The sequence below is a fragment of the Pseudomonas sp. 21615526 genome, assembly GCF_013386245.1.
In the GTDB taxonomy this organism is placed as follows: domain Bacteria; phylum Pseudomonadota; class Gammaproteobacteria; order Pseudomonadales; family Pseudomonadaceae; genus Aquipseudomonas.
Genome location: NZ_JACAOM010000015.1, coordinates 57,849 through 71,746, shown reverse-complemented (window position 1 = coordinate 71,746; position 13,898 = coordinate 57,849). Strand labels below are relative to the sequence as shown.

The window sequence follows — 13,898 nt, the reverse complement described above, 5'->3', positions numbered from 1 at the left end:
CAGACCCTATGTGTCACAAAAGTTGTTCGGTTACACTCGGGGTCTGTAAAACCGACCCCACCCGAATAACGTTAAAGTTCTCACGAGGTTTGCCATGGCTGACTACAAAGCGCCGCTGCGCGATATGCGCTTCGTCCTCAACGAAGTTTTCGAGGTCGCCAAACTCTGGGCCCAACTGCCCGCGCTGGCAGAAACCGTCGACGCCGAGACCGTTGAGGCAATCCTCGAAGAAGCCGGCAAAGTCACCTCCAAGACCGTCGCCCCGCTCAGCCGCGGCGGCGACGAAGAAGGCTGCCGCTGGGAGAATGGCGCGGTCTTCACCCCGGCTGGCTTCAAGGACGCCTACAAAACCTACGCTGAAGGCGGTTGGGTAGGTGTTGGCGGCGACCCGGCGTACGGCGGCATGGGCATGCCCAAGGCGGTGTCGGCCCAGGTGGAAGAGATGATCAACTCCTCGGGCCTGGCCTTCGGCCTGTACCCGATGCTGACCTCCGGCGCCTGCGTGTCGATCAACACCCACGCCAGTGAAGAGCTCAAGGCCACTTACCTGCCGAATATGTACTCCGGCGTGTGGGCCGGTTCCATGTGCCTGACCGAACCTCATGCCGGCACTGACCTGGGGATAATTCGGACCAAGGCCGAGCCTCAGGCAGACGGTTCCTACAAGGTCAGCGGCACCAAGATCTTCATCACCGGTGGCGAACACGACCTCACCGAGAACATCATCCACCTGGTGCTGGCCAAGCTGCCGGACGCACCGGCGGGTCCCAAGGGTATTTCGCTGTTCCTGGTACCCAAGTTCATGGTCAATGCCGACGGCAGCCTGGGCGCGCGCAATCCGGTGACCTGCGGCTCCATTGAACACAAGATGGGCATCCAGGCGTCTGCGACCTGCGTGATGAACTTCGACGAAGCCGTGGGCTACCTGGTGGGCGAGCCGAACCGTGGCCTGGCCGCGATGTTCACCATGATGAACTACGAGCGCCTGGGTGTGGGCATCCAGGGCCTGGCCTCCGGTGAGCGCTCTTATCAGAACGCTATCGAATATGCGCGCGACCGCCTGCAAAGCCGTTCGCCAACCGGTCCGAAAGCCAAGGACAAGGTCGCTGACCCAATCATCGTCCACCCGGACGTGCGGCGCATGCTGCTGACCATGAAAGCCTCGAACGAAGGTGGCCGTGCGTTCTCCACCTATGTGGCGATGCAGCTCGACACCGCCAAGTTCAGCGAAGACGCCACTGCCCGCAAACGCGCGGACGATCTGGTTGCTCTGCTGACCCCGGTTGCCAAGGCGTTCCTGACCGACCTGGGCCTGGAAACCACCGTGCACGGCCAGCAGGTTTTCGGCGGCCACGGCTACATTCGCGAATGGGGCCAGGAGCAACTGGTGCGTGATGTGCGCATCACCCAGATCTACGAAGGCACCAACGGGATTCAGGCCCTGGACCTGGTGGGACGCAAGATCGTCGGCAGCGGCGGGGCGTTCTACAAGCTGTTCGCTGATGAGATCCGCCATTTCACCACCACTGCCGGCGCCGAACTGGCCGAATTCACCAAGCCGCTGAACGCGGCCGTGGATGACCTGGACGAACTGACCGCCTGGCTGCTGGACCGCGCCAAATCCAACCCGAATGAAATCGGCGCGGCATCCGTGGAATACCTGCACGCGTTCGGCTACATGGCTTATGCCTACATGTGGGCCCTGATGGCCAAGGCGGCTCTGGGTAAAGAGGCTCAGGAAGACTTCTACGCGAGCAAGCTGGGCACCGCGCGTTTCTACTTTGCGCGCTTGCTGCCGCGGATCGCGTCCCTCAGCGCCTCGGTAAAAGCCGGTAGCGAATCGCTGTTCTTGCTGGATGAAGCACTGTTCTAAGGGCTTGGAGGGCGTGTAAGCATTCTCTTACATGACGTGCTGCTATTCGTCCTCTATCGCCAAATTGGATCCACGGATAATCTACTTCACATGGACGTCGCGCAGGAAGCGCAAAGCAACAACACGGACACGTAGGATTCTGCCAGGAAGGCGGAGTGAAATGGATGTCAGGGAAACAGTCTGCAAAGCCCCGCTTCGGCGGGGTTTTCTTTTGCCTGCGAAAAAGTCAGGCGGGCGCGTTCATCACGTCTTCCAGCAGCGTGCGCAACAATTCCAGCGTCGCCTGCTGGCGCTGCACATCCCGGCACACCAACCCCACTTTCAACGGCACCCGTGGTTCGCTCAAGGGTTTCCACAGCAACGCCTTGCTGTTGTGTTCATCCTGGGAGCGTCCGGGAAGCACCGTCGCCAGCTTGGTGTGGGGCAGGCTGTCGAGAATCCCCGCCATCGTATTCAACTCGGCCTGCACTTGCGGGCGTCGGCCCAGGTTGGCCAATTGACCTTGCCATATCTGGCGCACCTGAAACTCTTCCCCCAGCAGCAACATGGGTAACTCGGCGGCTTGCTTCAGGGAGACTTTCTTGAATTCCCGCAGCGGGTGATCAGCCGGGATGACCACCTTCAGTTCATCTTCATACAGCAGCACGCCGTGCAGCCCCGGCTGGCGTGGCGGCAGGTAGCTGATGCCGATATCCAGCGAGCCGTTGAGCAGCCGGCGTTCGATTTCCATCCCGGTCAGCTCGTAGATCTGTACGACCAGGTGCGGCTGGGCCTTGCGTACTCGTTCGAGCATCTGCGGCACCAGGCTGGTGTGCACGGTTTGCAGCACGCCGATCGCCAAGGTGCGCAGTGCCTGGCCCTTGAAGTTGCGCAGTGCTTCCACCGCGTGCTGCATACCGTCGAGCAAGGGCAGGGCGTGGTTATACAAAGTGTGGGCGGCGAGGGTCGGCAGCAGGCGCTTGCTGCTGCGTTCGAACAGGCTCACATCAAGGTTTTGCTCGAGCTGGCGAATCTGCTGCGACAACGCTGGCTGGGAGATCGACAGGCGCTCCGCTGCCCGCCCCACATGGCCTTCTTCGTACACCGCGACGAAATAACGCAGTTGCTTGAAATCCATAAGTAATGCTTATCGAAAATGCTGGAAAATCGAAATGGCCGAGTGCCCCCAAGGCGCCTAGTCTAGCGCCTATTCACAGGGCTTACAGGGCCGGAAAGCAAGATGAGTAGTGTTTATGTTGACGGTGTTTGCATAGGCAAGGCAAAAAACCTCCGCCATGGGTTTATCGGTAATACCGACCAAGGTGCGATTGCCAAAGAGGTTCATCCATGAACCTGTTCAACCTGCGTCGCCCCGCCCCCAGCCTGGATGATCTGATCCTCGAGGCGAAGACCCCGGCTCTGCGAGACGATCTTTCCAGCGATTGCCTGATGCCCAGCGTGGCCCGCCCGCCCCAGGTGTTTGTACGCGGCCAGGGCTCCTGGCTGTGGGACAGCGAAGACCGCGCCTATCTCGACTTCAGCCAGGGTGGCGGCGCCAACAGCCTGGGCCATAGCCCACAGGCAGTGACCAAGGCGCTGGCCGATCAGGCCCAATCGCTGATCAATCCCGGTAACAGCCTGCACAACCGCGTTCAACTGAACCTCGCCGACCGCCTGTGCCATCGCACCGGCAGCGACCAGGCCTACCTGCTCAACAGCGGCGCCGAAGCCTGCGAAGCGGCCATCAAGCTGGCGCGCAAATGGGGCCAACTGCACCGTGGTGGCGCCTATCGCATCATCACCGCGAGCAACGGTTGCCATGGCCGCAGCTTTGCCGCGATGTCAGCCTCGGCAGCCGCCAGTGAAAACCGTTTTGAGCCCCAGTTGCCGGGATTCAGCCACGTGCCGTTCAACGACCTGCCGGCGCTGCACGCGGCGGTGGATGCGCAAACCGTGGCAATCATGCTGGAACCGATCCAGAACGATGCCGGCGTCATTCCCGCGACCGAGCATTACCTCAAGGGTGTCGAACGTCTGTGCCGTGAGCTGGGAATTCTGTTGATCCTTGATGAAGTGCAAACCGGCACCGGCCGTTGTGGCACGTTGCTCGCCGAACAGCACTATGGCGTTCGCGCCGACATCATCACCCTGGGCAAGGGCTTGGGGGGCGGTGTGCCGCTGGCGGCGTTGCTGGCACGGGGCAAAGCGTGTTGTTTTGAGCTGGGTGAGCTGGAAGGCACCCACCACGGCAACGCGCTGATGGCTTCCGCCGGTGTGGCGGTGCTTGATACGGTGCTGAACCACGGATTTCTTGAACACGTCTGCGAGGTCGGCACTTACCTGGGCGAAGGGCTTGCCCGCCTGGCGCATCGCTATGACCAGGGTGAACTGCGCGGCCAGGGCCTGATGTGGGGACTGACTCTGTCGGAGGATTCGGCAGATGCCGTGGTAAAGGCCGCGCTCAGTGAAGGCCTGATCCTGAGCGCGCCGCAACCCGATTGCCTGCGCTTCACCCCGGCGCTCACATTGAGCAAAAGCAACGTCGACGAAATGCTCCTGCGCCTGGCCCGTGCCTTCTCCCGGGTGCGCACTGCACAGCTGCAATGCCGCAAGGGCATTGCCGTTTAAGCCCCATATTTCCTGAACCGTCTCGCGGTATACGCGGCGCCTCCAGCCTGATTCTTTTGGCTGGGGGCGTTTTTTTGTCCGCGAATTAGACGATGGCTGAGTGCCAGATCCCACTGAACCCTTACCAACGGCCAAGGTCGATTAGCTTGTACGGCTCACACGAGCCGATTTTCTGGAGCTGAACCCATGGATATCATTCGCATCATCATCGCTATTCTGCTGCCGCCACTGGGTGTGTTCCTGCAAGTGGGTTTCGCTGGCGCGTTCTGGCTGAACATCCTGCTGACCTTGTGCGGTTACATTCCCGGCATCGTGCACGCGGTGTACATCATCGCCAAACGCTAAAAGACCTCAGCCTTTCGCGATCAGCCGTGAGTTGCGCTCATTGCGAAAGGCCAGTTGCTCAATGGTCTGGGTGGCGTGCTCCGCTTCTTCGCGGGCCTGGAGGATCATGCCGTGGTGCTCCGATTTGCTGCACACCGGGTCAGCATTGCTGGCATCCCCGGTCAGCATGAACGCCTGGCAGCGGCACCCACCGAAGTCCTTTTCCTTCTCGTCACATGAACGGCACGGCTCGGGCATCCAGTCGTAGCCGCGAAAGCGGTTGAAGCCAAACGAGTCGTACCAGATGTGTTGCATGCTGTGGTCGCGCACATTGGGAAATTGCACCGGCATCTGTCGGGCTCCGTGGCACGGCAGGGCAGTACCGTCCGGCGTTACTGTCAGAAAGATGCTGCCCCAGCCATTCATGCAGGCTTTCGGGCGTTCCTCGTAGTAATCCGGCGTGACGAATATCAGCTTGCACGGGTGGCCTTCGGCTTCGAGCTTGGCGCGGTATTCGTTGGTGATGCGTTCGGCGCGCACCAGCTGTTCCTGGGTCGGCAACAGGCCGACCCGATTGAGCTGGGCCCAGCCGTAGAACTGGCAGGTGGCAAGCTCGACAAAGTCCGCTTCCAGGGCAATGCACAGCTCAATGATGCGGTCGATCTTGTCGATATTGTGCCGATGGGTGACGAAGTTCAGCACCATCGGGTAGCCATGGGCTTTCACTGCCCGGGCCATTTCGAGTTTTTGTGCGAAGGCTTTTTTCGAGCCGGCCAGCAAGTTGTTCACTTGCTCGTCACTGGCCTGGAAACTGATCTGGATATGGTCCAGGCCGGCCTTCTTGAAGTCGCTGATCTTCTGCTCGGTGAGGCCGATGCCGGAGGTGATCAGGTTGGTATAGAAACCCAGCTTGCGCGCCTCGGCGATCAGTTCGGCGAGGTCCTGGCGCACCAGCGGCTCACCGCCGGAAAACCCCAGTTGCGCAGCGCCCATTTCCCGGGCTTCACGAAATACCTTGATCCACTGTTCCGTGCTCAGTTCCTTGCCCTGCTCGGCGAAATCCAGCGGATTGGAGCAGTACGGGCATTGCAGCGGGCAGCGGTAGGTCAGCTCGGCCAGCAACCAGAGCGGCAGGCCGATTTCCGGCTTGGGTGGCAGGTCAGGCAAGTTCGATCCAGTGCTGAGCACGGGCAACCTCCATGAATTGCTCGATGTCTTCACCGAGCTCGGGCACGCCAGGGAACTGCTTGTCCAACTCGGCGATGATTGCGCTGACATCGCGCTCGCCGTCGATCAAGCCACCGATCAAGGCGGCGCTGTCGTTGAGCTTGATCATGCCTTCCGGGTACAGCAGCACATGGCCTTTTTGCGCCGGTTCGTACTGGAAACGATAGCCCTGGCGCCAGGTCGGTTTTTTGCTGCGATCGAAGCTCATAGGGTGATCCCCTTATGCCATACACGCTGATCGGTCACGCTGTGATACGGCGGGCGTTTCAGTTCATAAGCCATGCTCATTGCATCGAGCATGCTCCAAAGAATGTCCAGTTTGAACTGGAGAATTTCCAGCATGCGCTCCTGGCCTTCGCGGGTGGTGTAGTGCTGCAGGGTGATGGCCAGACCGTGCTCCACATCCCGGCGAGCCTGGCCCAGGCGGGTGCGGAAATACTCGTAGCCGGCGGGGTCGATCCATGGGTAATGCTGGGGCCAGCTGTCGAGGCGCGACTGGTGGATCTGCGGGGCGAACAACTCGGTCAGGGAACTGCTGGCGGCTTCCTGCCAGCTGGCCCTGCGGGCGAAGTTGACGTAGGCGTCTACCGCAAATCGTACGCCCGGCAGTACCAACTCCTGGGAGCGCAGTTGATCCGGGTCGAGGCCGACGGCCTGTCCCAGGCGCAACCAGGCTTCAATGCCGCCGTCTTCGCCGGGAGCGCCGTCGTGATCCAGCAGGCGCTGGATCCACTCACGACGAATCTCCCGGTCCGGGCAGTTGGCCAGGATCGCGGCGTCCTTGAGGGGAATGTTCACCTGGTAATAAAAACGGTTGGCGACCCAGCCCTGGATCTGCTCGCGGGTGGCGCGGCCTTCGTACATCGCCACGTGATACGGGTGATGGATATGGTAGAAGGCGCCCTTGGCGCGCAGGGCCTGTTCGAACTCGGCGGTGGTCAGCGGTGTGTCAGTCATTTGGCTCGCTCCTACAATTCAATGCTCATGCCGTCGTACGCCACTTCCACATTGCGTCGCAGCAGCTCGGCTCGCTCGGGCGAGTCTTCATCCAGGATCGGGTTGGTGTTGTTGATGTGGATAAGCACCTTGCGCTGCTTGGGCAACTGCTCCAGCACTTCCAGCATGCCGCCGGGGCCGTTTTGTGCCAGGTGGCCCATCTCGCGACCGGTGCGGGTGCCGACGCCACGGCGCTGCATTTCGTCGTCGTCCCACATCGTGCCGTCCACCAGCAGGCAATCGCTGCCGGCCATTATTTCCAGCAACGGTGCGTCAACCTTGCCCAGGCCCGGCGCATAGAACAGCTTGCCGCCGGTGCGCAGGTCTTCGACGATCAGGCCGATGTTGTCGCCCGGGTGTGGGTCGAATCGGTGAGGTGAGTAGGGCGGTGCCGCGCTGCGCAGGGGCAATGGTGTGAAGCGCAGGTTGGGGCAGGCGGGGATCGTGAAGCTGGCGTCCAGCTCGATGCGGTTCCAGGCCAGGCCGCCGTTCCAGTGGGTCAGCATGGTGAACAGCGGGAAGCCGGTGCTCAGGTCTTCATGGACCATGTCGGTGCACCACACCTGGTGCGGGCAGCCTTCGCGCAGGCTGAGCAGGCCGGTGGTGTGGTCGATCTGGCTGTCCATCAGGATGATCGCGCTGATGCCGGTATCCCGCAGCGCGCGGCCCGGTTGCATCGGGGCGAAGCCTTGAAGCTGGGCGCGAATATCTGGCGAGGCGTTGCACAGCACCCAGTTCACGCCGTCATCGGAAATCGCGATGGACGACTGGGTACGCGCCTCGGCCCGCAGGCTGCCGTCGCGAAAACCTGCACAGTTCACGCAGTTGCAGTTCCATTGCGGGAAACCACCGCCGGCGGCGGAACCTAGAATCTGGACAAACATGGCCGCTCCATTACACACAACTCAAAAATAAAAACGCCCCGGGCGAGCCGAGGCGTTGCATTGCGATACAAAGCCAATCAGCGGCTGGCAAAGTACATGGTGACTTCAAAGCCGATACGCAGATCAGTGTAAGCAGGTTTGGACCAGGTCATGTTCTTACTCCTACGAAGGGAAGGGACGTTTACTACCAAGTAATACATATAGTCCACCTCCAAGCGGAGATGTTCAGATGTGTGCATGTGAATGTTACGTACTTCTTTTGAAGATAGCGCTGTCCTGCGGGAAAAAGCCTTTTACCGAAGCGGCAATGATCAGCCAGATCGTTGCCAGGAGCCGGCGGCACAAGCGCCATTGGCCACACAGCACCATCCGCCTGCAGCAGCATCGAGTTGCTGTGCAGCTACCATTAAATCCTCGCGGGTGCGGGTCTGGATGAAATCTTGCAGCTGCTGGATGTAATCCGACGGGTGGCCTGCCAAGTGCGCGTGCCAGAGCAGTTCAGCGGCTTGGGAAGTGGGTAGGGCGTCGAGGGAAAATTGCCGGGCCAGATCGTTCGACAGTTCGCTGGCGTTGATCAGCGCGGGCAGTTGCTTCAGGAACGCCTGCAGGCGATCAAGTATTTGCGCAAGAGACGCGCTTGGGGATTGCACCCCAAACAGCAGGCCGGTTTGCCCGTTGTACTGTCGGATGCCGCTGAACACCGCGTAGCCCAATTGAAGCTCAACACGCAGTTGCTGGTAGAACGGCGCTTGCACCAGATGTGCGAGGAGGCGCCAGCAAGCCTCGTCCGCCAAGGAGCGTGTGGGTGTCGGGCAGAACAGCAGCAACGCGGCGTCGCTGGAATCGGTCCTGACTTCGTGCCAACGATGCTGGCTGCTGATTGACGGCAGTTCGCTGATAGCCGCTTGGGGTTGGCCGGGCAGTTTCCCGGCTGCACTTTTTATCGCCGTCTCGCAGGCGGCGGGCAGCCCCACGGCGAGCCCTTGCCAGCGAGCGGTTGACCATCGGTCTCGCCCAGCAACCTGCTGTGCAGCTTGGATGTCGGCGCAATACCCGGGCAATGCCTTGAGTAACTGCCGGATCGCCATTGCCGGCGCCGGGGAGGATGACGCTCCGGCATTTTCGTCGAGCCGGGTCAGCTCGCGTGCCACTTCCTCCAATATCGCGGGCATGGGTTCGTGCAGCCCTAGCATCTTCAGCTGCCAGTGACCGCCGATTGTCTCGAAAGACATCTGGACGCCAGCCTGGCTGGCGTTCTCACGTAGCCGTGGGAAAAGCTCTGCATCCAGTGGCGAATCCAGATGCCAGCGCAGGTAGAGCGCGCCTTCATCTGTGTCACCTGGCAAGGCCTGGCTGAAGGTCAGCGCCGAAAGATCCTTCCGCCCACGGGAGCGATCCTGGGCGAACGTGCGCAGGCCGCGATGGGCGCTGGTTTGCCCGCGAATCAGCCCCGGGCGCTCTTCCTTGGCTGCCGGCTGCAGGAACGGATTGGTGGGCGGCAGTTGCCAGGCGTGCCGGGACGGCGGCAATTGCAGCGAGTCCAGCAGGGTCTTGAGGGAGCTGGCGCTCTGCTCGGACAGGACCAGTTCCTTGTCCTGCCGGGCCAATGCCTGGGCACCACTGACCTGTTGTTTGCGAGCAAGCAGCAAGGCGTACTCTTCCCGCAGGGGCGCCCAGTCACTGTGTGCGAAAAAGCTCAGCCAGTCGTGCAGCAGTTCTTCGATCAGTGTCGTCTGCTGCGCACCCTGAGTGTCCAGGGTGAACTTGATATCCAACAACGCCTGTCCGGCAAATTGATACAGCGCCGTTGCGTTAATGGCGCTGACTAACTGCCGCGACTGCAACTCGGCGAGCAACCCGCCGGGCGCCGAAGTGTTCAGCCACAGGCAGAGGAAATCCAGCGCCTCAGGGGAAGCCTCGCTTGCCACCACCTGATGCCAGTGGTGTTCATCGGTGTGTTGATAAGTACGTTGATTGCCGGCCAGCAACGCGGGCGCCGGCGTCTGTCGCCGCAGAGGTGCAGTCTTCAGCGCAGCGCCAAACTGATGCGCCAATGCCTCCAGCTCCACCAGCGACTGAGGGCCCGCAAGGCTCAAGGTCATCTGCCCGGAATGATAGAAACCTTCATAAAAATCCCGCAAGGCCTGCTGAAAATCCTCACGCTCTACCGGCAAGCTATCCCGGTTGCCCGCATGAAACGCGCGCAACGGATGACCCGCCGCAACACCTCCCAGCAACGCTTGTTGCTGTTGCGCCGTGGCATCTTGCGACCAGGCAATAAACTCCGCCTGCAATACTTCGCGCTCACGCAACTGGTCTTCCAGGGCCAGGCGCGGATGGGCGAGCATGTCCCCCAGGCGCTCCAGTGCGGCTTCAAATGCCGTAACAGGCACCTCAAAGAAAAAGTCGGTAGTGCGCTCGCGGGTGCTGGCATTCACCTGTCCACCCTGGCGCTGGACGTAGGCCATCAGCCCGTCGCTTGCAGGAAAACGCTCGGTGCCCAGGAACAATAAATGCTCAAGAAAATGCGCCAGTCCCGGCCACGCCAGGGGTACATCGTGGCTGCCCGCTGCAACGCGCAAGGCAGCCGCGGCGCGCTTCAAGCGCGGCGCATGATGCAAGGAAACCCGCAGGCCGCTGGCCAGGGTCAATTGAAGGTGATGAGGGTGGGCCGGCGCAGGCATGAGCACTTCCGAAACGTAGGAAGTGCCTATGCTAGCGCAAAGCAGCCGGGATCAGTGCTTGTGCAACGCCCCATAAAGCTCGGGACGACGGTCCAGCAGGTAGCGATTGGCCGCGCGTGAGTCGACCATCAACTGCCGATCGAGTGTGCCCACGATCAGCGCTTCATCCAGACCTGCCTGGGCAATCCGCTGGCCATCCGGTGCGGCGATGCTGCTTTGCCCGCAATACTGGATCTCGCCTTCCTGCCCGCAGTAATTGGCGTAGGCCACATAACACTGGTTTTCAAACGCCCGCGCCCGCACGGTCACATCGGCGACGAAATCGAAGGGCACCATATTGGCCGTCGGCACCAGGATCAACTCCGCCCCGGCCAGCGCCAGGCGCCGGGTGTTCTCCGGGAATTCCAGGTCATAGCAAATCAGGAAACCCAGCTTCCAGCCGTTCAATTCCACCAGCGGAAAATCATCGTCCCCGGCGCTGAACATCGAGTTGTCGAGGTCGCCAAACAGGTGGGTCTTGCGGTAGTTGCACAGGCGTTGGCCGTTGGCGTCTATCAACTGCACGGCGTTGTAGATCTGCCCGTCTGCACCGCGTTCCGGATAGCCATAGAGGATCGCCACGCCCGAGTTTCTCGCCAGCGCGGCGATGGATTGGGCAGCGGGACCGTCCTGGGTTTCAGCCAAGGCGCCGACCGCTTCCACGCCGATGTTATAGCCGGTGAGAAACATCTCCGGCAGTACCAGCAGGTCGGCGTCATTGGCCTCTTGCGCCAACTGATGCAGGCGCTTGAGATTACCGGCCACGTCCAGCGGCAAAGGCGGGCATTGATACAGGGCAACACGCATGGGCAACTCCTTACTCGGGCAGTGCGATTGGCCCGATCTCGTCGAACACATCCCCCGGCCCCGGGTTCTGCGGGTGAGTGCTGCCACCGAAGTGAGTCATGATGCCCCACACCGCGTTCAGCGAGGTTTGCACGGCGCCTTCAACCCACGCCGGGGTCCAGGACACGTCGTCACCGGCAATGAAAATACCGCGTTGCTCCGCCGGCATGTCCTTCTGTATGAAGTGCGCGTACATCCGCTGGTTATAGCGATAGTGGCCGGGAAGTGCGCCTTTGAAAGCACCGAGGAAATGCGGGTCGGCTTCCCATGACACGGTGATCGGATCGCCGATGATCCGCGCGGCGATGTCGACTTTCGGGTAGATCTTCTTCAGCGCATCCAGAGCCAGCTTCACGCGTTTCTCGATGGGTTGCGGAAGCATTTTCAGCGCATCGCTCATCCAGGAATAGGACAGGCAAATCACCCCCGGCTTGTCGTCGCCGTTGTCGAACAGATAGGTGCCGCGGGTCAGGCGATCCGTCAGCGTCATGCTCATCAGGTCGCGGCCGGTTTCCGGATCCTTGTCCTTCCAGAATGGCCGGTCGACCATCACGAAGGTCTTCGACGACTGCATGTAGCGGGTGCGGTCCAGGGCCATCCACATCTTTTGCGAGAACAGGGTTTCGTCGCACTCGATCTGGGTGGTCAGCAGCCAGCTCTGGCAGGTGGTCAGCACGGCGGCGTATTCGCGGGTGTCACCGTAGTTGTCGGTGACGGCGAAACGGCCGTCCGGGGCGTGGGCAATGCGCTTGACCCCGGCCCGTGGCGCACCGTTGTGCAGGGAACTGAGGCTGGTGCCTTCGGGCCAGTGGGCGCAACGCTCCGGCACATGGCGCCAGATGCCCATGGGCACTTGGGCGACGCCGCCGACTACCAGATGCTGGTGATCGTCGCAGTTGGTCATCACCACGCGGAAGATTTCCAGCATCGAGTTGGGGAAGTCCGAGTCCCAGCCGCCGGTGCCGAAACCGACCTGGCCGAACACTTCGCGGTGATGAAAGGACAACTTGGCGAACGCTTTGGAGGTCGCCACGAAGTCGTAGAAGGTGCGGTCGTCCCACAACGGAACCAGCGTATTCCACAGCTCTTTCAGGCGCGGTACGTCACGGTCGCGGATGGCTTGCTGGATATCGGCGAACTGCGAGCCGGCTTCCAGGGCGTCGGCCCAGGCGTCAGCCACTTCCTGGAACAGTGCAGGAAGGTCAGCGAGTTTCTGTGCGTAGTGCGTCTGGCCTTCGAGGTCGATGACCGTGCTGCCGGAAGCCGGCGTCAGCGGGTTGGGGAAGGGTTTGGTCTCCAGCCCGAGCTTGTCCACATAGTGGTAGAACGCGGTGGAGGACACCGGGAAGCGCATGCCACCCAGTTCCGCAATGATGCCTTCGGCGCCTTCAAACGCCTGGGAGCGCAGGCGGCCACCCATTTTCGAGGCTTCATACACCACGGGTTTAAGGCCCAGCTTCATCAGCTCATAGGCGGCTACCAGCCCGGCAATCCCGGCGCCGACGATCGCCACTTCGGCGCCGTGGTTGGCCGCCGGAATGCTGCCCAGGCCCGACGGGTGTTCGATCCAGTCATCAAAGGCAAACGGGAAGTCCGGGCCAAAGATAGTGATGGGCTTTTTGCCGTTTGCCGGGTGGCGATTGGTCTTGCTGATGGTGCTGGAAGGAATGCTCATGGCTGACCTTGCTGGCGGCTCGGCGGGGCGCGACCCGCTGAGTATAGGAAAAGATGGCAGCCATTCTAGGGAGCGTAGCGTTCGTTAATAAGACGCAATGTGTCGTCGGATTGAATTGTTTTTAGTCAGAGTGACGATCTTGCTGGTCAGATTGGTTGGCCGCGATCCAGTTTGTTACTGAGGATGATCGAGGTGGTGGTCTTCTCCACGCCATCGACGCTGCCGATCTGGTCCAGCAGTTGATCCAGCTGTTCCGGCGAATCGGTGCGTAGCCAGGCCACGTAATCGAACTCGCCGCTTACCGCACATAACTGCTGAACCTGCGCCATGGCACTGATCCGGCGCAGCACTTCCTTGCCGGAGCGCGGTTGCACGGTGATCCCCACGTAGGCCTGCAAACCACCATCCACCACCCGCTGGCTGAGGCGCACGCCATAGCCGGTAATCACCTGGGTTTTTTCCAGGCGCGCCAGGCGCGAGGTGACGGTGGTGCGCGCGATGCCCAGTTGCCGGGCAAGCATGGCCACGCTTTCACGCGCGTTGATCTGCAAGGCGGCGATCAACTGGCGATCGATTTCATCGAGGACGGGAGGGTGAGAGGCGGGCAAGGTGTTCTCCGGCGCGGGCATCAATGGGCGAGCATGTTACAGGCTCGGTCCTGGCGATACTGCCCGCCCCGCCGGGAATTTATTTTCGCCGCTGATCGAACACATTATTTTGTGCCAGATTGTGAAAAGTAACTG

13 protein-coding genes are annotated in these 13,898 nt (G+C 61.2%); 3 read left to right on the top strand and 10 right to left on the bottom strand.

Features of this window, described 5'->3' with window-relative positions; all coding sequences use genetic code 11:
- Positions 1-94: 94 nt before the first annotated feature.
- Positions 95-1,873, top strand: coding sequence for an acyl-CoA dehydrogenase C-terminal domain-containing protein (locus HX786_RS06500; RefSeq protein WP_178911850.1), 1,779 nt, complete (start codon positions 95-97; stop codon positions 1,871-1,873).
- A 226-nt stretch (positions 1,874-2,099) separates the two neighbouring features.
- On the opposite strand, the gene HX786_RS06495 is transcribed toward HX786_RS06500, so the two are convergent.
- Entirely contained in the window at positions 2,100-2,990 is an 891-nt protein-coding gene (locus tag HX786_RS06495; protein ID WP_003211052.1) for a LysR family transcriptional regulator, read from the bottom strand.
- 209 nt (positions 2,991-3,199) lie between these two features.
- Between HX786_RS06495 and HX786_RS06490 the strand changes: the two genes are divergently transcribed.
- Together HX786_RS06490 and HX786_RS06485 are read left to right on the top strand one after the other, a co-directional pair.
- Positions 3,200-4,480, top strand: a complete 1,281-nt coding sequence (locus tag HX786_RS06490; RefSeq protein WP_177027976.1) for an aspartate aminotransferase family protein — start codon at positions 3,200-3,202, stop codon at positions 4,478-4,480.
- Positions 4,481-4,666: 186 nt separating this feature from the next.
- On the top strand, positions 4,667-4,825 hold the full coding sequence (locus HX786_RS06485) for a YqaE/Pmp3 family membrane protein (RefSeq protein ID WP_003211049.1): 159 nt from the start codon (positions 4,667-4,669) through the stop codon (positions 4,823-4,825).
- Between the two features lie 6 nt (positions 4,826-4,831).
- Here HX786_RS06485 and pqqE read toward each other — a convergent pair whose 3' ends face one another.
- From pqqE to HX786_RS06440, 9 genes are all read right to left on the bottom strand, one after another.
- Positions 4,832-5,971, bottom strand: coding sequence for a pyrroloquinoline quinone biosynthesis protein PqqE (gene pqqE, locus HX786_RS06480; protein ID WP_008434380.1), 1,140 nt, complete (start codon positions 5,969-5,971; stop codon positions 4,832-4,834).
- Complete coding sequence (gene pqqD, locus HX786_RS06475; RefSeq protein WP_003211043.1) at positions 5,964-6,239, bottom strand: pyrroloquinoline quinone biosynthesis peptide chaperone PqqD; 276 nt, start codon at positions 6,237-6,239, stop codon at positions 5,964-5,966. Before pqqD ends, pqqE begins: the two co-directional genes overlap by 8 nt.
- Positions 6,236-6,988 (bottom strand): pyrroloquinoline-quinone synthase PqqC, encoded by a 753-nt coding sequence (gene pqqC, locus HX786_RS06470; protein WP_003211042.1) that lies wholly within the window; start codon positions 6,986-6,988, stop codon positions 6,236-6,238. Before pqqC ends, pqqD begins: the two co-directional genes overlap by 4 nt.
- A gap of 11 nt (positions 6,989-6,999) precedes the next feature.
- Positions 7,000-7,911 carry a pyrroloquinoline quinone biosynthesis protein PqqB gene (pqqB, locus tag HX786_RS06465; protein WP_003211040.1) on the bottom strand — a complete coding sequence of 304 codons (912 nt, stop codon included), beginning with the start codon at positions 7,909-7,911 and terminating at the stop codon, positions 7,000-7,002.
- A gap of 77 nt (positions 7,912-7,988) precedes the next feature.
- Entirely contained in the window at positions 7,989-8,063 is a 75-nt protein-coding gene (gene pqqA / locus HX786_RS06460; protein ID WP_003194766.1) for a pyrroloquinoline quinone precursor peptide PqqA, read from the bottom strand.
- Positions 8,064-8,222: 159 nt separating this feature from the next.
- Positions 8,223-10,595, bottom strand: a complete 2,373-nt coding sequence (pqqF, locus tag HX786_RS06455) for a pyrroloquinoline quinone biosynthesis protein PqqF (protein ID WP_178911849.1) — start codon at positions 10,593-10,595, stop codon at positions 8,223-8,225.
- Positions 10,596-10,646: 51 nt separating this feature from the next.
- Entirely contained in the window at positions 10,647-11,441 is a 795-nt protein-coding gene (locus HX786_RS06450; RefSeq protein ID WP_178911848.1) for a carbon-nitrogen hydrolase family protein, read from the bottom strand.
- Positions 11,442-11,451: 10 nt separating this feature from the next.
- Positions 11,452-13,134, bottom strand: coding sequence for an NAD(P)/FAD-dependent oxidoreductase (locus HX786_RS06445; RefSeq protein WP_178911878.1), 1,683 nt, complete (start codon positions 13,132-13,134; stop codon positions 11,452-11,454).
- A 167-nt stretch (positions 13,135-13,301) separates the two neighbouring features.
- A complete protein-coding gene (locus HX786_RS06440; protein ID WP_050543199.1) occupies positions 13,302-13,784 on the bottom strand; it encodes an Lrp/AsnC family transcriptional regulator in 483 nt (160 codons plus the stop codon).
- Positions 13,785-13,898: the final 114 nt, after the last annotated feature.